Origin of the sequence: Flavobacterium sp. LC2016-23 (assembly GCF_009674775.1) — a bacterium.
Classification (GTDB): domain Bacteria; phylum Bacteroidota; class Bacteroidia; order Flavobacteriales; family Flavobacteriaceae; genus Flavobacterium.
On sequence record NZ_WKKE01000013.1, the window covers coordinates 38558 to 58882 of the forward strand.

The following is a 20325-nucleotide window of genomic DNA, read 5'->3' on the forward strand; positions in this document are numbered from 1 at the left end:
AAATGGAATTCAAACAAAAAATACATACGCATTACTTACAAATGGTTCAGGATCGAATTGATGTTTTCAGGGACATGATTTCAGCCCTGACCGAAGATTCAAAAAACGATGCGAAAGGTTCTGCCGGCGATAAGCACGAAACGGCCTTGTCGATGATGCATATCGAACAGGAAAAGCTAACCAACAAACTAAAAGAAGCAATCACTCAGAAAGCAATTTTAGATAAGATTGATGCCTCAAAAACAGCAGAAAATATTATTTCCGGAAGTCTGGTCAAGGCCAACGGAATTTACCTTTATTTAAGTGTCGCCCTTCCCAAAATCACAATCGACGGTATAAATGTGATCGCCCTTTCGCCTCAGTCTCCTTTAGGTGCGCATTTAATGGGAAATAAAGTGGGGTTTCAGTTTGAAATTAATAAAACGCATTATACGATCGAGAGTGTTTTATAAAGATTCACATCATTTATTCTTTTCAGATAATTAAAAACAGTGATAAATCTGCTTGATCTGCCAAATCTGCGTGCCACATTTGCAGCGTAGAAATATAGTTACCTCTAAAACAATAAATGTATTTGTGAGCGTATCCACAAGACAAGATTTTAGAAACCTCATTTTTTAAAGAATTTCTATTCCTTCTATTTGTAATCTTTCATCGTTTTTAAAACATCGTTCGTTATAATTCAACAATCTCTTTAAAAAATTGAGTTTTGTTCTTTGTTTACCTTCAAAATTAAAATTTTCAAGTTCAAAGCTTTTTTTACTGTTAAAATTTTACAATTTACATGTAAAATTCAATTTATGGTTTTAAATTATAACTCAAATTGGGTTTTGTGTTTTTCAATTATAACCATTACTGCATCTTTGCCCTATCAAAATAAAATTTAAAAATAAAAATATAGAATTATGTGTGGAATCGTATGTGCCTTTGATCTAAAACAAAAAGCCGAAACTTTAAGACCTCAAGTATTAGAAATGTCTAAAATCATTCGTCACCGCGGACCGGACTGGAGCGGAATTTACAGTAATGAAAAAGCAATTCTGTCTCACGAGCGTCTGGCAATTGTAGATCCGGCTTCAGGAAAGCAGCCTTTGTTTACAGAAGATAAAAATTTAGTCCTGGCTGCAAACGGTGAAATTTACAACCACAGAGAATTACGCAAACAATTTGAAGGAAAATATAACTTTCAGACGGAAAGTGACTGTGAAGTTATTTTAGCACTTTACCAGGAAAAAGGTCCTCATTTTGTGGATGAAATGAACGGAATCTTCGGATTCGCAATTTATGATGTAGAAAAAGACGAGTATTTTATTGCCCGTGACCATATGGGAATTATTCCGTTGTACATTGGCTGGGATCAGCACGGGACTTTTTACGTAGCTTCTGAATTGAAAGCGTTAGAAGGATACTGTACCAAGATTCAGTTGTTTCCTCCGGGACATTACATGAGCAGTAAAGATGGTGAATTTGTACAATGGTACAAAAGAGACTGGACAGACTATGATGCGGTAAAAGACAACGAAACAAGCATTCCTGCGATAAAAGAAGCACTGGAAGCAGCGGTACACAGACAATTAATGAGTGATGTTCCTTATGGAGTTTTACTTTCAGGAGGTTTAGATTCGTCTATTACTTCGGCTGTAGCCAAAAAATTTGCACAAAAACGTATTGAATCAGATGATACCACAGATGCCTGGTATCCGCAATTGCACTCTTTTTCAGTAGGATTAGAGGGTTCTCCGGATTTAGCAGCTGCTCAAATAGTAGCCAAACATATCGGAACCATTCACCATGAAATAAAATTCACCATTCAGGAAGGTTTAGATGCAGTTCGTGATGTAATTTATAACCTGGAAACGTATGATGTAACTACGGTTAGGGCTTCCACTCCAATGTGGCTGATGGCAAGAGTGATCAAGTCAATGGGAATCAAAATGGTATTGTCCGGTGAAGGAGCAGATGAATTATTCGGAGGATATTTGTATTTCCATAAAGCGCCAAATGCACGAGAATTCCACGAAGAAAACGTTCGTAAATTAGGCAAATTACATATGTACGATTGCCTGCGTGCTAACAAAAGTCTTGCAGCCTGGGGAATTGAAGGCCGTGTACCCTTTTTAGACAAAGAATTTATGGATGTTGCCATGCGCATCAATCCACAAGATAAAATGATCAACAAAGAGCACCCGATGGAAAAATGGGTAGTTCGTAAAGCTTTTGAAGACATGTTGCCGGAAAGTGTGGCCTGGAGACAAAAAGAGCAGTTTTCTGACGGAGTAGGATACAGCTGGATCGATACTTTGAAAGAAGTAGTGGGAAAAGAAGTTTCAGATGAACAACTGGCCAATGCGAGATTTAAATTTCCATTGCAGACCCCAACTTCAAAAGAAGAATACTATTACCGTTCTATTTTTGCAGAACACTTCCCAAGCGATGCAGCCGCTTTATGTGTACCTCAGGAAGCAAGTGTGGCCTGCAGTACAAAAATTGCTCTGGAGTGGGATGAAGCGTTCAAAAACATGAATGACCCTTCCGGAAGAGCAGTAGCCAGCGTACACGATGATGCCTACGCAAAAGCATAAGAATCATTAAATTAAAAGTTGTTAATATGAAAGACGTTCTCCTAATCGGGAACGTTTTTCTTCGTTAAATGTTAAATTGTATTATTTCAGCTACTTAAAAATAATTATTGGCAATTATTTAACTTTCTTTTTTATATTTGACATTCCCCAAAGAATATCCTGAAAACGAACTTTAATAATACTGTGAGATAAAATTTAAGGTTGCTAAAAAAAATAGAAATAAAAAAAAGAATGGTATGTCTGGAATATTAGCCGTTATAGGTAAAGGAAAAGACCCGCAGCTCGTGAGAGAGCTTTCTAAAAGAATGTCGCACCGTGGTCCTGATGAAAGAGGGTATCAGATCATGGAAAATGGTAGTATTATCTGCCATGAAAGTTTGTCTATTATAGATTTGAATTCGGGGAAACAGCCTATTCAGGGGACTAAAAATGCCTGGATGGCACATGATGGGGAAATCTATAATTATCAGGAATTAAAAAACGGGCTTTTAAAAGCGTATACGTTCAGAACCAAATCAGATTCGGAGGTTATTGTGCATTTGTACGAGGAATTCGGATATAATTTTTGTAATAAACTCGACGGGGATTTTGCTTTTGTAATCATTGATGGAGACGATTATATTGCCGGCAGGGATCCGTTGGGCGTTAAGCCTTTGTATTATGGTTTGGATGAAAGAGGAAGGATCTATTTTTCTTCTGAAATGAAACCAATTGCAGATCAGTGCAAAACATTCTCCACTTTTCCTCCGGGACATTATTATACCCCGAAAACCGGTTTTGTAAAGTATTACCAGCCGGAATATGAGGATTACGAAAAGGCCAATCATGATCTTGACTTGTCTTTAATAAGAGAGACGCTGACAGAAGCAGTCCGCAAGCGTTTAATGGGGGATTTACCGGTTGGCGTTTTACTTTCGGGTGGTCTGGATTCCTCTTTGATCTCTTCGATTGCGGCCCGGTTACTGGCCGGAACCGGGAAAAAAATACAATCCTTTTCAATTGGCTTAAATGCTGAGGCTCCCGATAATAAAATTGCGAGAAAAGCAGCTGAATTTTTAGGAACAGAACATCACGAAATTCATTTTTCTGTTCAGGAAGGAATTGACGTGTTAGAAAAAATAATTCAGAATATTGAAACATACGATGTCATCTCGGTAAGAGCGAGTGTCCCCATGTTTATATTGTCGAAAGCAATAGCAGAAAAAGGTATAAAAGCCATTCTGTCCGGAGAAGGTGCGGATGAAATCTTCGGAGGTCATTTGTATTTTAGAAATGCTCCGTCAACAGAAGAATTTCAAAAAGAAACCATCGAAAGAGTGCAGAAACTGTTTACGGCAGATTTATTGCGAGCTGATAAATCGACGATGGCAAATGGTATCGAAACAAGAGTTCCGTTTTTAGATAAAGATTTCCTTGATGCCAATATGCTGATCAAACCCGACGAAAAACAGCCTAAGACATACGACGGAATTGAGAAATATATTCTGAGAAAAGCATTTGATACTCCGGAAAATCCTTATTTGCCGACAGAGGTTTTATGGCGTCAGAAAGAACAATTTTCAGATGGAGTCGGATACAGCTGGATTGACGAATTGATTGAATATTGTGCAACACAGGTCTCAGATGAGCAATTACAAGGTGCCAATGCAGAATTCCCATACAATTCGCCAACCACAAAAGAAGCGTATTTATACCGATCGATTTTCCATAAATATTATCCACAGGTCAGTGCGGCGCAAACCGTTCGAAAATGGATTCCAAAATGGCAGGAAAATCAGGATCCAAGCGGAAGAGCAAATGCAGCGCACCTGAAAGCAGATGTTAAAATTGCAAAATCCGGTGTAGCGGTTTAAAAGATAAAATTTTCACTGCATGGGATATAAATTCCGGATTGCAATTGGATTTATAACAATAGATAAAATCCGAAACGACATTTTAAATGTTTGTTTCGGATTTTTTTTGTGCTATTCCATTTTTAAATGATCCGTTGTATCTAAGAAAAGTACTATATTTGATTCAATCATAAATAATTAATCCTGTTTTAATAATTTGAATAAAAAATATGAAAAAAGTATTACTTAAAGGAATTTTGTGTTGCGCTCTGGGCGTTGTGAGTTCTGGTTACGCTCAAAAAAAGGAAACCCCCAAATACATTACAAATGTAGAAGGAGTGAAAGAATATTCATTAAATAATGGATTGAAAGTACTATTGATTTCAGATGCTTCCCAAAGTAATATGGTAGTGAACATCATTTACAATGTAGGTTCCAGAAATGAAGGGTATGGCGAAAAAGGAATGGCACATTTACTGGAGCACATGCTTTTTAAGAGTACTAAAAATCTGGGTGATATCAAAAAAATGCTTTCAGACAAAGGCGGAAATGCCAATGGAACGACCTGGCTGGACCGAACTAATTATTATGAAGTTTTTCCTTCCAGTGATGAAAATCTGAAATGGAGCCTGGAGATGGAAGCAGACAGGATGATTAATTCTACTATTCTGCAGACCGATCTGGATAAAGAATTCTCTGTGGTAAGAAATGAATTTGAGATTGGAGAAAACAATCCCGATGGCGTTTTGCAGGAGAGAATAATTTCTACCGCCTATTTATGGCATAATTACGGAAATAGTACTATTGGAAGTAAAGAAGACATAGAACGCGTAAAAGCAAATACATTAAGGGTTTTTTACGAAAGATACTATCAGCCTGACAATGCTACTTTGGTGATTGCAGGTAAGTTTGACGAACAAAAAGCACTGGAATATATTGGACAGTATTTTTCTGTAATACCAAAACCAAAAAGAGTTTTAGATAAAACCTATACTATTGAACCAGCTCAGGATGGAGAAAAATTCGTAGAATTAAAAAGAGCAGGGGACAGTAAAAATGTAGGAGCTTTATATCATACAGCACCTTACGCAGATAAAGATTATGCCGCAATTGACGCTTTGACAGAGATTTTAACGGCAGATCCTTCCGGTTATCTTTATAAATCATTAGTAGAAGCCCGCAAAGTATCCAGTATTTACAGCTGGCAGCCAACGGTAAGAGATGCAAGTTTTGTGTATTTCGGAGTTGCTGTACCTAACGATAAAGATATTAAAGAAACTGAAAATATCGTACGGGCAGAACTGGATAAAATTCCGACAACAAAATATACCGATGAAGATGTAGCGAGAGCGAAAGCAAAAATTATTAAACAGATCGAAAGTATAAAAAACAACACAATTTCGTATGCAATCAATCTGACAGAAATTATCGGAGCAGGAGATTACAGACTTGGGTTTATCTATCGTGATGCTGTCGAGAAATTGACAAAAGAAGACATACAAAGAGTTGCAGAGAAATATTTCAGAAGCAATAACAGAACCGTTGGGATTTTTATTCCGTCTAAAGAAGAGCAGCGATTAAAATCGGTAGAATTTACAGACGAGCAAATAGCGGCTATTACCAAAGACTATAAAGGAAAAGCTCTGGAAAAAGAAACAGCTGCATTTGAAGCTTCTATCAAAAATTTAAAACAAAATCTGGTAGAGGGCAAACTCAGTAATGGTGCAAAATACGGATTGGTTAAAAAAGAAATAAAAGGCGGAAAAGTTCAGGCAAGTTTTAAATTCCCGGTAAGTAACGAAAAGGATTTGGCAGGTAAGTCAGATGTAGGGGCAATTTTGGCACAATTGCTGAAAACAGGGACCAAAACCAGAACAAAAGAACAAATTCAGGATCGATTAGATCAGTTGAAATCTAGTATAAATTTTAGTTTTTCAAGACAAACTTTATCGGTCAATATCAATACTTATAAAGAAAACTTTAAAGAAGTAATGGATATTTTGTCTGATTTACTGGTAAATTCTACTTTCCCGGAAAATGAATTAACAAAAACCATTACGGAATACAATACTTATTTAGAATCTAACCTGAATGATCCTCAGTCGGTAGCCTTTACAGAAATAGCAAGACTAACTTCTAAATATCCGAAAGAAAGTATTTTTTACACCTCAACAATTCAGGAACAAATAGATGCTTACAAGAAAATCAAGCAATCCGAAATAGTAGATTTCTACAAAAACATTTTAGGAGGACAAAACGGAACAGGTTGTGTGATCGGAGAATTAGATGCCAAAAGTACCGTTGAAATCCTGGAAAATACTTTCGGTAAATGGAATTCTAAATCCAAATACGAACTGGCTAATCCAACGTATTTCGATACTCAGAAATTAGATAAGGACTACACTACTCCGGATAAGGAAAATGCGGTGGCTATTGGTAAAATCAGTTTAAAAATGAATACAAAAAGCCCTGATTATCCGGCTTTCATTATGGTGAACGAAATCATCGGAAGCGGAGGTTTTTTAACTTCAAGAATCCCGATGCGATTAAGAGAAAAAGAAGGAATCAGCTACGGAGCAGGCTCCTTTATTGATGTGCCAATTACGAACGATGTTGCTTTTTGGGAATATTATGCTTTCTTAAATCCTACGAAAAAATCGGCTGTTGAAGCAGCAACAAAAGAGGAAATTACAAAAGCATTAAAAGACGGATTTACCGAAGAAGAACTGAAAACAAATCTGGTAAGCTGGCAGAACAAGAGAAAAACCAGATTAGGAAGTGATGATACGCTGATGAGTTTGGTAAATACACATCTTACTTACGGAATTCCACTGGAGGATTATGATGATTTAGAAACTAAAGTTAAAGCGTTGAAAATACAAGAAGTAAACAATGCTTTGAAAAAGTATTTAAGTCTGGATAAAATGACGTCAATTTATGCAGGAGATTTTAATAAAAAATAATAAAATAAATTCCAATTTTTTAAAATTCCAGGCTTCAATTTAGCATTTGAAATTTTAAAAATAAAAACTTCAAAAACCGAAATAACATCACGATGTTTGTTTCGGTTTTTTTGCATAATCAACTTTTGGAATTTGGAATTTTAAAAAATTGGAATTTAAATCGATTGTTCCTTTTTTTATTAGCTTTTTTTGATAATATGTTAATAACTTACCAGCTTTAAATCGTAATTTAACGGATATATAATTTGCGTTTTTATATATTTGCGTGTTAGACAATAATTACATTTTTTAGAATAAATTATATGAGCGAAGAAATCAAGAAGAACAATTATTCAGCAGATAGTATTCAGGCATTAGAAGGAATGGAGCACGTAAGAATGCGTCCATCGATGTATATTGGAGATGTAGGGGTTCGAGGGCTGCACCATTTGGTTTATGAGGTTGTTGATAACTCTATTGATGAGGCGATGGGAGGACATTGTGATACTATTGGTGTTGCAATTAACGAAGACGGTTCAGTAACAGTTGAAGATAATGGTCGTGGTATTCCGGTTGATTTACATAAAAAAGAAGGTGTTTCGGCACTTGAGGTAGTAATGACTAAGATTGGTGCCGGAGGTAAATTTGATAAAGATTCTTATAAAGTTTCCGGAGGTCTGCACGGTGTTGGGGTTTCAGTCGTGAATGCCCTTTCGGTTCATATGAAATCGACTGTTTTCAGAGACGGTAAAATATACGAACAGGAATACGAAAGAGGTAAAGCTATATATCCGGTTAAACAAGTTGGAGAAACGGATAAAAGAGGTACACGTCAGACTTTTTACCCGGACGATACCATCTTCACTCAGACAATTGAGTTTTCTTATGATACTTTATCAGCGCGTATGCGTGAGCTTTCCTTCCTGAACAAAGGAATTACCATCACCTTCACAGATAAAAGGGAAGTAGATGAAAAAGGAGAGTTTAAAGTGGAAGTTTTTCACTCAGACGAAGGTCTTAAAGAATACATTCGTTATTTAGACGGTAACCGTGAGCCAATTATCTCTCACGTAATCAGCATGGATCACGAAAAAGGGGAGATTCCGGTTGAAGTTGCCCTGATTTACAATACAAGTTATACAGAGAATATTTTCTCTTACGTAAATAATATCAATACTCACGAAGGAGGAACGCATTTACAGGGCTTTAGAAGTGGTTTGACAAGAACCCTTAAGAAATACGCTGATGCATCCGGAATGCTGGATAAACTAAAATTCGAAATTGCAGGAGATGATTTCCGTGAAGGACTAACAGCTATTATTTCGGTAAAAGTTGCAGAACCACAATTCGAAGGCCAGACCAAAACAAAATTGGGGAACAGAGAAGTAGTTTCTCCGGTTTCTCAGGCGGTTGGAGAAATGTTAGAGAATTATCTGGAGGAAAATCCAAATGATGCCCGTATCATTATTCAAAAGGTAATTTTGGCTGCTCAGGCCCGTCACGCTGCTAAAAAAGCACGTGAAATGGTACAGCGTAAAACCGTTATGGGTGGCGGCGGATTGCCGGGGAAATTATCAGATTGCTCTGAACAGGATCCTGCAAGATGTGAAGTGTACCTTGTCGAGGGAGATTCGGCTGGTGGAACAGCGAAACAAGGTCGTGACCGCGCATTTCAGGCGATTTTACCCTTACGTGGTAAGATTCTGAATGTCGAAAAAGCGATGCACCATAAAGTATTCGAAAACGAGGAGATTCGTAACATCTTTACCGCTTTAGGAGTTACCGTTGGTACTGCAGAAGACAGTAAAGCTTTAAATCTTGAAAAACTTAGGTATCATAAGGTAATCATCATGTGTGATGCCGATGTCGATGGTAGTCACATTTCTACCTTAATATTAACATTCTTCTTCCGTTTCATGAAAGAACTGATCGAAGAAGGCCACGTTTACATTGCAGCTCCGCCTTTATACCTTGTTAAAAAAGGTAATAAAAAAGAATATGCATGGAATGATGTTCAACGTGATCAGGCTAACGAAAGAATGGGAGGAAGTGCTGCGATTCAGCGTTATAAAGGTCTTGGAGAGATGAACGCCGAGCAATTGTGGGAAACTACGATGGATCCGAATTTCAGAACGTTACGTCAGGTAACAATCGACAGTCTGGCAGAAGCCGACAGAGTTTTCTCAATGCTGATGGGTGACGAAGTACCGCCACGTAGAGAATTTATTGAGAAAAATGCGGTTTATGCAAATATTGACGCATAAAATAAAAGTTTAATAAATCAATTCGTTTAATTGTTTAAATTTACTAAACAATTAAACGAATTGTCCATTTAGAGACATACAAATTAATTAATAACCGATAAAGTATAAAATATGAAAGTTACCATTGTAGGAGCAGGAAATGTTGGAGCTACATGTGCAGATGTTATTTCTTATAGAGGAATTGCCAGCGAAGTAGTGTTGTTGGATATTAAGGAAGGTTTTGCCGAAGGAAAGGCATTGGATATTATGCAATGTGCGACAAACACAGGTTTTAATACCAAAGTATCCGGAGTAACCAATGATTATTCTAAAACAGCCGGAAGTGATGTAGTTGTTATTACATCCGGAATTCCAAGGAAGCCAGGAATGACCCGTGAAGAATTAATTGGAATCAACGCAGGAATTGTAAAAACAGTTGCTGAGAACGTGTTAAAACATTCACCGGATACCATCATTGTTGTAGTTTCTAATCCAATGGATACTATGACGTATTTAGCTTTAAAATCAACCGGATTGCCAAAAAACAGAATTATTGGTATGGGAGGGGCTTTAGACAGTTCGCGTTTCAGAACTTATCTGTCCCTGGCTTTAGATAAACCGGCAAACGATATCTCTGCAATGGTTATTGGTGGTCATGGTGACACGACTATGATTCCGCTAACCCGTTTGGCCTCTTATAACGGAATCCCGGTGACGGAATTTCTTTCAGAAGAAGTATTGCAAAAAGTAGCTGCAGACACGATGGTAGGCGGAGCGACGCTTACCGGTCTTTTAGGAACTTCAGCTTGGTATGCGCCGGGAGCTTCTGTAGCGTACCTTGTAGATAGTATTTTAAATGATCAGAAGAAAATGATTGCGTGTTCCGTTTTTGTAGAAGGAGAATACGGTCAGAACGATATATGCATAGGAGTGCCTTGTATAATTGGTAAAAACGGAGTGGAAGAAATTCTGGATATCCAGTTAAACGAGCAGGAAAAGGCTTTATTTGCTAAAAGTGCAGATGCAGTTAGAGGTATGAATGATGCTCTAAAATCGATTTTAGTATAATGATTTTGGTAAAAAAAAGATAAGGCTGCACTTTTGCAGTCTTTTTTTTGAGATTAATTAATAAATAAATTGGTTAATCTTTTCGTAAATTATATATTTGCTCGGTTTAAAAAAAATGTTGTAATTCGTGATCTAGTTTTTTAGTTTTAAAAAAATCATGTCAGGGCTTATTTTATGGGACTTTAAAACAAAAACAAACAATAAAACATAATTAATTTTTAGTAATAATGCAGAATAAAGGACTTATTAAATTTTTCGCAATTCTATTTGCATTGGTAAGTATTTACCAACTTTCGTTCACTTATGTGGCAAGCAATGTCAAAAGTGAGGCTAAGGCTTTTGCAGGAGATAATCCTGATAAAGAGCTAAAATATTTAGATTCTATTGGTAAGGTAAGTGTACTGAATCTTGGATTTACGAATTTTACTTATAATGAAGTAAAAAACAAGCAAATCAATAAAGGTCTTGACTTAGAAGGAGGAATCAACGTTATTCTTCAGATTTCTATTAAAGATGTTTTAAAAGGTTTAGCAAACAATTCTAAAAACCCGGTTTTCAATAAATCTTTAGCTGATGCGACTGCAAATTTAGAAGGAAACAAAAGTTATTTAGATAAATTTTTTGAGGCTTTTGATGCAAATTCAAACGGTGCAACAAAATTAGCATCTCCTGAAATTTTCGCCAACAGAAACCTGCAGGGTGAAGGTGGAATTGCTTTTGAAATGACTGATGCACAAGCGCAAAAAGTAATTAGAAAAAAAGTAGATGAGTCTATCGAAAGTGCTTATAAAGTATTAAGAGAGCGTATCGATAAATTTGGTGTTACACAGCCAAACATCCAGAAATTAGGATCAACAGGAAGAATCTTAGTAGAACTTCCGGGTGCCAAAGATGTGGACAGAATTAAAAAATTATTAGGTGGAAAAGCTCAGTTAGAGTTTTGGGAAACGTATAAAATAGAAGAAATCGGAAACTTTTTAGTGTCTGCAAACGAAGCACTTAAAAAGACTGAAATCAAAAAAACAGAAACTAAAACAGTTGCTAAGGATTCATTGAATGCTTTGTTGACTGACGCTAAAGATTCAACTGAAGCTAAAAAAGGAAACAACCCGTTATTTGACAAAATTTTAGGTCAGGGTGGTGGACCAGTTTTAGGTTATTTTGCTCCAAAAGATACTGCAACTGTTAATGCATATTTCAAAAGACCTGAAATCAGAATTTTATTAGGTGCTGATCAGCATTATGCAAAATTTGTATGGAGTAAACCAACTACTATAAAAGACCCGCAATCAAAAGATGTTAAAAACGCGAAAGATATTGAAGTAGTTGAATTATATGCTTTAAAAGGAAACAGAGACAATATCCCGGCAATGAACGGAGGTCTTGTAACGGATGCAAAAGATACATTTGACCAAATGGGTAAACCAGCTGTTTCTATGCAAATGAACAGTCAGGGTGCTAAAGTTTGGGAAGAACTGACAGGAAGAGCTTTTTCTCAAAAAAGTTATATCGCTATTGTTTTAGATGATATCGTTTATTCTGCACCAGGTGTAACCAGCGGACCAATTGCCGGAGGAAGATCTGAAATTACAGGTTCTTTTGATGTGGCTGAAACTAAAGATTTAGCAAACGTATTAAACGCAGGTAAATTACCGGCTTCTGCAGATATTATTCAATCAACAGTAGTAGGGCCATCTTTAGGTCAGGCTGCAATTGATGCAGGGACAATGTCATCTGTAATTGGATTTTTATTAGTTTGTTTATGGATGGTTTTCTATTACGGTAAAGCAGGTTGGTATGCTAACCTTGCCTTATTGTTAAACTTACTTTTCTTATTCGGAATTATGGCAAGTTTTGGTTTTGTATTGACATTGCCAGGTATTGCAGGTATCGTATTAACATTAGGTACAGCGGTAGATGCTAACATTATTATATTTGAAAGAGCAAAAGAGGAATTACGTGATGGTAAATCACTGGCTGAAGCAGTAGCTACATCTTACGGATGGCACGGAGCAATGCGTTCGATCATTGATGCAAACGTTACGCACGTTTTAACCGGAGCGATCTTGTTTATTTTCGGAACGGGACCAATCAAAGGTTTTGCTTTAACATTGCTTATTGGTATCGTAACGTCTATGTTTACGTCAATCTTTATTGCAAGAATTTTTATTGACAGAAACATTGCCGGAAAAGGTGATTTAACTTTCTCTACTAATATTACTAAAAACTGGTTTACGAACTTCCACTTTGATTTTATCAAAATCAAGAAATTTACTTATATCTTCTCTTCAATTGTAGTGGTAGTAAGTTTGATTTCTATCTTTTTCGTTAACGGATTAGATCAGGGTGTTGACTTTGTAGGAGGAAGAACTTTCCAGGTTAAATTTGAAAAACCGGTTGATGCAACTGTAGTTTCAGATGAATTATCTGCTGCTTTCGGAACTCCTGTAGAAGCTAAAATCTTAGGTGATGATGATCAGTTGAAAATCACAACGAAATACAAAATCAAAGAAGACGGAGTAGCAGTTGACGAAGAAGTAAATCAAAAATTATACAAAGCGTTAGCGAAATATTATCCTAACACTTCTTATGATAAGTTTACAAACACTTACGACGGTAAAAAAGTCGGAGTATTACAGGCTTCTAAGGTTGGAGCTTCGATCTCTGAAGATATCAAAACGAACTCTTACTGGGCAGTTTTAGGTGCTATGGCAGCAATCTTCCTATACTTAATGGTATCGTTCCGTAAATGGCAATATTCATTAGGTGCGATTGCAGCTGTTGCGCATGACGTGATCTTTGTATTAGGAATTTACTCTTTATGTTATAAATTCATGCCTTTCCACATGGAAATGGATCAGCACTTTATTGCTGCAATTCTTACTGTAATCGGTTACTCGATGAATGATACTGTAATTGTATTCGACAGAATCAGAGAGTTCATTATTGGAAACCGTAAAGGAAGTTTTGAAGATATCGTAAATGCTTCTATTAACACTACATTATCAAGAACATTAAATACTTCATTAATGATGATCATTGTATTATTAACAATGTTTATTTTCGGTGGAGAGTCCATCAGAGGATTTATCTTTGCTATGTTAGTGGGTATTGTTGTAGGTACTTATTCTTCATTATTCATCGCGACACCGGTATTGGTTGACACGATTTCTAAAGATGATAAACATAGTATCGAAGACAAGCATAACAAAGCATAATTATTTGCTTACACTATATCAAAAAGATCCAACGAAAGTTGGGTCTTTTTTTTTGTGCCCTGCATAAACGTATTAGAAGTGATTTGTAAGTAAATCTATAGTCATAGAGTTCTGTATAATTTCCATTTGCATCAGTAACAGAACCGTTTATTACGAGATACAGGCCGTTTATTTATGTTCTAAAAAGATACTCAATAAAGCTCTTAATTTTAATTCTTTTTCTTGTTAAAAAATAATTAAAATATAGTGTAATGAAGAAATTAACAACTTTAAATTATGGCTTTCCGGTATTATTTGCAGTACTAATCGGGTCCTGCAATACGGAACCTGTTCTGACAGAAAACAATGCAAATGCCAGAGGGAAAGAGTATTACTTACAATTAGGGCAGAAATTGGAAAATCCTTACGCTGTAAAAAACATGAGGAAGGCTCTGGATAGTGTGAAATCAAAAATGAAATTTTCAAAATCTGCCAAAAACACATCAGAATTTGATATTGAAACCTCTCATCTTTATGTGAAGATAGAGCCTAAAAATGCAGATGAAGAAGCAGTCCTGAAAAGAGATACTTCTCAGGTATTTTTCGACTATCCGCTCGATTACGAATTTCCCGAGGAAGTTTTACAACAAATGGGAACTAATGATGCCGAAAGTATAAGTACATATTATGTAGCTGTGCCAAAAGAGTATGTATTCCCTGCAGGAATTAAAACGGAGGTTTTGGAAGAATTATACATTCCGGAACAAGACCCTTACTTTGATGATGTAACTGAAACGGGTCAGGTTAATAAAAGTACAATCGGGACAAAAGAGGATCTGCTGGGTAGTTTGTTGATAGAAGCCTTTAAGCTAACGAATAATGAAAAAGAATTAGGATTAGAAAGTTGGACTGCGGGTAAGTCTTCCTGGTGGATGTTTGGATCAAAATGGCGTCCAAGTGGTAAAATTACGATGTTTGATAATTCACTCAACAAAGTAGTTCCTGTGGAAGGAGCGCAAATACTGATCAGGCAATGGTTCACCGTTGACAGTGGCATAACCGATGTCAATGGTAATTTTTCTACAGGAACTGTGCGCGGACAGGCCAGATACATTATTCAATGGGAGAGACAGCACTATGATATTAGAAATGGCTGGTTTGGTCAGGCAGAAACAAGAGGGCCTTCTAAAAAGAAAGAATCATGGAATTATACAATAACTGATGTAGATGATATTCAATATGCCATGATTCATCGTGCCGCACACCATTATTATTACAAAGACATTAAAGAATTGAGACGACCTCCTTTTGATAGCGAAATGCCTTCAAGAATGAAAATTGCTGCAATTCATGATTTACCCAATGGTTTAAACGGAGATACTAGTTTTTGGAGAGGTTTGGCAGGTGTTCTGCCGACAATTAGAATCTACAAAAGGAATAATTGTCATGAATATTACGGAACAACCATACATGAGCTGGCTCATGCTTCACATTGGAAAATGGGATGGTGGACTTTTCAAAGCGTAGAGGATAAGGTAAAAGAGTCATGGGCTAGAGGAGTGCAATGGGAGTTGACTAGGATGGTGTATCCCATTTATACTAATGAATATTTTGGAGATTATACCGGAGTTGTACAAGATATGATTGATAAGGATTATTCAATAGGTGATAACGTAACGGGATATAACATTAGGCAGATAGAAAATGCACTGATGTATCAAAAAACATGGAATGATTGGAAAAATAAAATTAAACAAGATTATGAAAACACAACAGAGAATAATTTGGATCAATTGTTTAGTTAATGGAATTAGTACAATTAGTACAATGTTTATTACTGCTTGTTCCAGTCCTCCCCCGGAATATTTTATAACAACAACTTATATTTATAAAAATTTAACTTCGGAGACTATTACTATTTCACTTTTTAATGAAGATAATATATTATTAAATGAGTATATAATCTATCCAAGTGAAGAAGAATTAATCATTATAAAAGATGCTGGGAAAATTGGTTTAGTTCAACCTTTTATATTTAGAAACAATAAGTACGGCAAAACAACCAATGTGATTATTGACTTTGCTGGTAATAATAAGTGCCTTACCTTTTTAGAAGGGCAGGGAATTCTTGATGTTAAGTCTTATGATAATTTTACTGAAAGCATGTATGATAAGTCAAATAATACGTTGATTTATACTATTGATGATTCGGAACTTAATTTATCGATACCTTGTTTATAAAACATTTTGAATAAAAGAAGATTATGAAAACCCTACCGAAAATAACCTTGATAAATATATTTATTTATTGTTGGTCAAAATGGTGTTAATAGTATAATAAAGCGAAAGTTATAAAAAATAAAAACGTACCAAAAAAAAGGTAAAATGATAAAGATTCTTTGCTCAATACTGCTCTGTTTAACGATTCAAACCAGTTATTGTCAAAATACCGGAGTAGAAAAATCAATTTTTAATGTCCAATCCGGACTTTTTGGAGTTTGGATAAATCATGAGTTTCGAATATTTTCGGAAGTAGCCATAAGAAGTGAAATTGGTTTAAATTCCTTTTTCCGGGATTGCTCCAATCGAGGGTGTTCTGATTGTGACATACGATATGGTTTAGTTCCTGTAATCAATTTAGAGCCCAGATGGTATTATAATATCGACAAACGAAACTCTAAAAACAGAGGCTTGAATAATAGCGCTAATTTTTTAACGCTGGGCATCAAATACGGTCCTGATTGGTTTGCAATTCTAAAAACGGATTCGGCTAAGCCCTCAAGTCAGATTGCTATTGTTCAAAAATGGGGTATCAGAAGAAATATCGGGAATAGTAATTTTAATTATGAAGCAGGAATTGGAATTGGATTTAGATACTACGTTCACCAAAATGATTTAATGCCGGAAGCTGATTTGCATCTCCGAATAGGATATGCTTTTTGAACAAGCAGAAAGAAATCTGCATAAAGGGATTGATTATTGAAATACAACCAGGCTGTCAGATCTTTTTTTATGGTATATTTAAACCAGCAAATATGTATTTATGAGTAGAAAATTACTATTGATTCTGGTGATTCTTTTAAGTGTATGTAAAATCGTTGGACAAGTTAAAAAAGAGAGACTGGCGATAGGTTTCAATTATGGTTTCGGAAGTGAATTCAATAATCGGAATTATACCTTTACCAATCATTTTTATAAAGCGCAATTGTATTACAGGTTCAAGGAAACCAGAAGTTTTCAATATGAAATTTTGGTTCAGCCGGAAATTAATTTTGGAACGCATCAATTACTGAATTTCTATTTTGTTAAACCGGAAGAACCGGATTACATAGAAAAACGGGCTAAATATGTACAATTAAAAGATGTTCATGAATACGTATTAAATGTTGGTTTTTTAATCAGAAAACCAATCGGTGAGCGTTTCTCATTTTATCTTTTAGCAAGCGTTGGACCAATGATTACGGATACCGAAACAGAACGTATGTCTGAGGGATTTGCTTTCGCAGATGTGCTGGCAGTTGGTTTTTCGGCTAAAGTCCAGAGATTTCAGTTTGATATTCGTCCGTCTGTACGGCATGTTTCAAATGCGGGTCTGGGGAGTTCAAACGCGGGCTATAACACCAGAAATATTGAGTTTGGAATTTCTTGTTCCTTATAAAAAAAGCGTCCGGTATAGTTGAATACCGAACGCTTTTCTATTTTTTATTCTATTTGTAATTATGAAGTGACTAATGGATTTCTTTTCGCTCTGATAATAAAGAAAAGACCAATTATAATGAATGGAATGCTTAACCATTGTCCTGTTGAAAAGATTCCTAATTCATTTTCAAATCCGCCCTGGCTTTCTTTTACAAATTCTACAACGAAACGAACGACAAATAAAAGGACTAAAAATAAGCCGAATAAATAGCCGGATCTCAATCTTGCATTTGTTTTCCAGTATAAAAAGAACAAAATAGCGAATACAAAAATATAGCTAAACCCTTCATAAAGCTGAGTTGGGTGTTTTGCGGGAACCTGAGCTAATAAATCAGCGAATTTAGGATCGGTAACAATAGCATTGTAAGCTTCTTTTGGATTCGGAATATTGGTCGCATTTACGGCTTCTGCTTTGCTGTATTTGTCGTGAAGAAAACGAATCCCAAATGCAGAAGTAGTCTCATGCCCGATAATTTCAGAGTTGAAAAAATTTCCCAGACGTACAAAAATAGCACCGCTGGCAACAGGAATTACAACCCTGTCCAAAATCCATAATAAAGGACGTTTCAGGATCATTTTGCTGTAATAATACATGGCAATGATAATAGCAATGGCAGCTCCGTGGCTTGCTAATCCCTGAAAACCTGTAAATTCAAATTTGGGTTCAAATTTAAAAGGCAAAAAGATTTCAAGTAAATGGTTTCTGAAATATTCCCAGTCGTAAAATAAAACATGTCCTAAACGCGCGCCAATTAAAGTTGCTAAAACAGTCCATACAAATAAAGAATCTAATTTGTCAATTGGTTCATTTTCGCGTTCAAAAATCTTTTTCATTAAGTACCATCCTAATCCAAAAGCGATTACGAACATTAGACTGTAATAACGAATCATAAAAAATCCTAAATCGATTCCTTCTGAAGGATTCCAAATGATATTTAAGGCGTGTGTCATAGGTTAATTTTTTTGTGTGTTGTAAAAATAAATATTTAAAACAGAGTAAGTCTTTATTTAAAGTTAATCTTTATGCGAACATTTCTTTTCCGGAACCGGATCATAGCCTGTTCTTCCCCAGGGATGACAACTCAGAATACGTTTTATTCCCAGGTAGCCTCCGTAAAATAATCCGTGCCTTTGCAGCGCCTGAATCATATAAGACGAACATGTGGGTTCAAATCTGCAACTTGCCGGTGTAAAGGGCGAAATGGCAGTTTGATAAAAGCGTACTAATAAAACAAAGGGAGTGATTACTTTCATGATTTATTAGAAATTGAATCTGTTACAAGGAGAAACTGGTGCCTTCTTTTCCATCTTTCAACTGAATGCCCAAACCAATTAACTGATCGCGAATCTGGTCAGAAAGTGCAAAGTTTTTATCCGCTCTGGCCTGATTTCTCATACCGATAAGCATGTTGATGACACCGTCTAATTTATCGTTATTACTGTCGGCGGCCTTTTCGTCGCTCAAACCTAAGACATCAAAAACAAAAGCATTGATTGCGGTTGTAAAGGTGTTTAAGTCTTCGGCTGAAATTGTTTCTTTTCCTTCCTTCAACAGATTGATGTAGCGAACAGCTTCGAACAACTGAGCGATTAATATGGGTGTATTAAAATCGTCATTCATAGCATCATAACACAATTGCTTCCAGGCTGTAATATCTATAGAGCTTGTTGTTCCTGCCGAGATTCCCGATAAAGCGTCAACAGCTTCCATCAGTCTTTTATACCCTTTTTCGGCAGCCACAATTGCATCATCAGAAAAGTCTAAAATACTTCTGTAATGGGCCTGTAACATAAAGAAACGGGTCACAGAAGCAGAAAAAGCTTTGCTTAAGATATTGTTGTCTCCGCTCAAAATTTCGCCCGGTAAAATATTATTTCCGGTTGATTTTGCCATTTTTTTACCGTTTAAAGTAAGCATATTGGCATGCATCCAGTAGTTTACCGGAGACTGGCCGGTGCAAGCTTCATTTTGAGCAATTTCACATTCGTGGTGCGGGAATTTTAAATCCATTCCGCCTCCGTGAATGTCAAAATGATTCCCAAGGTATTTGGTACTCATTGCTGTACATTCAAGATGCCACCCCGGAAAACCATCACTCCATGGAGAAGGCCATCTCATAATGTGTTCCGGTTCTGCTTTTTTCCAAAGGGCAAAATCCTGTGGGTTTCTTTTATCCGATTGCCCGTCAAGATCACGGGTGTTGGCAAGCATATCTTCGATATTTCGGCCACTCAAAACTCCGTAATTGTTGGTTTCGTTATATTTTACAACATCAAAATAAACTGATCCGTTGGCTTCGTAACCAATTCCGGTATCAATAATTTTTTTGATGATTTCGATTTGTTCAATAATATGCCCGGTGGCAGTTGGTTCAATGCTGGGTGGTAAAAAGTTGAAAGCTTTCAGAATGTCATGAAAATCCACCGTGTAGCGCTGTACCACCTCCATAGGTTCCAACTGTTCCAAACGTGCTTTTTTGGCAATTTTATCTTCACCTTCATCCACATCATCTACAATATGTCCAACATCGGTAATGTTTCTTACGTAACGGACTTTGTAATCCAGATGTAAAAAATACCTGAATATCACGTCAAAAGACATAAAAGTCCTGACGTTTCCTAAATGTACATTGCTATAAACCGTAGGTCCGCAAACATACATTCCAACATTTCCTTCATGAATAGGATTGAAACTTTCTTTTTCACCCGAAAGCGAATTGTATATTTTTAGGGACTGACTTGTATATAGAGGCATAAGTGTT

The 20325-nt window shown here is 36.2% G+C and carries 14 protein-coding genes; 11 read left to right on the plus strand and 3 right to left on the minus strand.

Annotated features, from left to right (window positions below; genetic code table 11):
* The first annotated feature begins 2 nt into the window (after positions 1-2).
* From GJU43_RS12410 to GJU43_RS12460, 11 genes are all read left to right on the plus strand, one after another.
* Entirely contained in the window at positions 3-452 is a 450-nt protein-coding gene (locus GJU43_RS12410) for a hypothetical protein (RefSeq protein ID WP_154341073.1), read from the plus strand.
* 453 nt (positions 453-905) lie between these two features.
* A complete protein-coding gene (gene asnB / locus GJU43_RS12415) occupies positions 906-2582 on the plus strand; it encodes an asparagine synthase B (protein ID WP_154341074.1) in 1677 nt (558 codons plus the stop codon).
* A gap of 236 nt (positions 2583-2818) precedes the next feature.
* Positions 2819-4435, plus strand: a complete 1617-nt coding sequence (gene asnB, locus GJU43_RS12420; protein WP_154341075.1) for an asparagine synthase B — start codon at positions 2819-2821, stop codon at positions 4433-4435.
* 209 nt (positions 4436-4644) lie between these two features.
* Positions 4645-7377 carry a pitrilysin family protein gene (locus GJU43_RS12425; protein ID WP_154341076.1) on the plus strand — a complete coding sequence of 911 codons (2733 nt, stop codon included), beginning with the start codon at positions 4645-4647 and terminating at the stop codon, positions 7375-7377.
* A 302-nt stretch (positions 7378-7679) separates the two neighbouring features.
* Positions 7680-9620 (plus strand): DNA topoisomerase (ATP-hydrolyzing) subunit B, encoded by a 1941-nt coding sequence (gene gyrB / locus GJU43_RS12430; protein WP_154341077.1) that lies wholly within the window; start codon positions 7680-7682, stop codon positions 9618-9620.
* Between the two features lie 111 nt (positions 9621-9731).
* Positions 9732-10667, plus strand: a complete 936-nt coding sequence (gene mdh / locus GJU43_RS12435; RefSeq protein WP_154341078.1) for a malate dehydrogenase — start codon at positions 9732-9734, stop codon at positions 10665-10667.
* Positions 10668-10894: 227 nt separating this feature from the next.
* Entirely contained in the window at positions 10895-13885 is a 2991-nt protein-coding gene (gene secDF, locus GJU43_RS12440) for a protein translocase subunit SecDF (RefSeq protein ID WP_154341079.1), read from the plus strand.
* Between the two features lie 251 nt (positions 13886-14136).
* Positions 14137-15669 (plus strand): hypothetical protein, encoded by a 1533-nt coding sequence (locus GJU43_RS12445; protein ID WP_154341080.1) that lies wholly within the window; start codon positions 14137-14139, stop codon positions 15667-15669.
* On the plus strand, positions 15626-16105 hold the full coding sequence (locus GJU43_RS12450) for a hypothetical protein (protein WP_154341081.1): 480 nt from the start codon (positions 15626-15628) through the stop codon (positions 16103-16105). The genes GJU43_RS12445 and GJU43_RS12450 overlap by 44 nt, the downstream gene beginning before the upstream one ends.
* 144 nt (positions 16106-16249) lie before the next feature.
* Positions 16250-16807: a hypothetical protein gene (locus tag GJU43_RS12455; protein WP_154341082.1), complete on the plus strand. Its 558-nt coding sequence runs from the start codon at positions 16250-16252 to the stop codon at positions 16805-16807.
* Between the two features lie 100 nt (positions 16808-16907).
* On the plus strand, positions 16908-17522 hold the full coding sequence (locus GJU43_RS12460) for an acyloxyacyl hydrolase (RefSeq protein WP_154341083.1): 615 nt from the start codon (positions 16908-16910) through the stop codon (positions 17520-17522).
* Positions 17523-17581: 59 nt separating this feature from the next.
* Here the strand turns inward: GJU43_RS12460 and lgt are convergent, their stop codons facing one another.
* The 3 genes from lgt to cysS form a co-directional block, all read right to left on the minus strand.
* Positions 17582-18514 (minus strand): prolipoprotein diacylglyceryl transferase, encoded by a 933-nt coding sequence (gene lgt / locus GJU43_RS12465; RefSeq protein WP_154341084.1) that lies wholly within the window; start codon positions 18512-18514, stop codon positions 17582-17584.
* Between the two features lie 63 nt (positions 18515-18577).
* The gene (yidD, locus tag GJU43_RS12470; RefSeq protein ID WP_154341085.1) at positions 18578-18817 is read right to left on the minus strand and encodes a membrane protein insertion efficiency factor YidD; all 240 of its coding nucleotides are present in this window, start codon (positions 18815-18817) and stop codon (positions 18578-18580) included.
* A 22-nt stretch (positions 18818-18839) separates the two neighbouring features.
* Positions 18840-20318 (minus strand): cysteine--tRNA ligase, encoded by a 1479-nt coding sequence (gene cysS, locus GJU43_RS12475; protein WP_154341086.1) that lies wholly within the window; start codon positions 20316-20318, stop codon positions 18840-18842.
* Positions 20319-20325: the final 7 nt, after the last annotated feature.

What these genes read in the sequence shown, in the direction of transcription:
- GJU43_RS12410 (WP_154341073.1), top strand. Translation starts at nt 3, where the DNA reads ATGGAATTCAAACAAAAAATACATACGCATTACTTACAAATGGTTCAG.
- asnB (WP_154341074.1), top strand. Translation starts at nt 906, where the DNA reads ATGTGTGGAATCGTATGTGCCTTTGATCTAAAACAAAAAGCCGAAACT.
- asnB (WP_154341075.1), top strand. Translation starts at nt 2,819, where the DNA reads ATGTCTGGAATATTAGCCGTTATAGGTAAAGGAAAAGACCCGCAGCTC.
- GJU43_RS12425 (WP_154341076.1), top strand. Translation starts at nt 4,645, where the DNA reads ATGAAAAAAGTATTACTTAAAGGAATTTTGTGTTGCGCTCTGGGCGTT.
- gyrB (WP_154341077.1), top strand. Translation starts at nt 7,680, where the DNA reads ATGAGCGAAGAAATCAAGAAGAACAATTATTCAGCAGATAGTATTCAG.
- mdh (WP_154341078.1), top strand. Translation starts at nt 9,732, where the DNA reads ATGAAAGTTACCATTGTAGGAGCAGGAAATGTTGGAGCTACATGTGCA.
- secDF (WP_154341079.1), top strand. Translation starts at nt 10,895, where the DNA reads ATGCAGAATAAAGGACTTATTAAATTTTTCGCAATTCTATTTGCATTG.
- GJU43_RS12445 (WP_154341080.1), top strand. Translation starts at nt 14,137, where the DNA reads ATGAAGAAATTAACAACTTTAAATTATGGCTTTCCGGTATTATTTGCA.
- GJU43_RS12450 (WP_154341081.1), top strand. Translation starts at nt 15,626, where the DNA reads ATGAAAACACAACAGAGAATAATTTGGATCAATTGTTTAGTTAATGGA.
- GJU43_RS12455 (WP_154341082.1), top strand. Translation starts at nt 16,250, where the DNA reads ATGATAAAGATTCTTTGCTCAATACTGCTCTGTTTAACGATTCAAACC.
- GJU43_RS12460 (WP_154341083.1), top strand. Translation starts at nt 16,908, where the DNA reads ATGAGTAGAAAATTACTATTGATTCTGGTGATTCTTTTAAGTGTATGT.
- lgt (WP_154341084.1), bottom strand. Translation starts at nt 18,514, where the DNA reads ATGACACACGCCTTAAATATCATTTGGAATCCTTCAGAAGGAATCGAT.
- yidD (WP_154341085.1), bottom strand. Translation starts at nt 18,817, where the DNA reads ATGAAAGTAATCACTCCCTTTGTTTTATTAGTACGCTTTTATCAAACT.
- cysS (WP_154341086.1), bottom strand. Translation starts at nt 20,318, where the DNA reads ATGCCTCTATATACAAGTCAGTCCCTAAAAATATACAATTCGCTTTCG.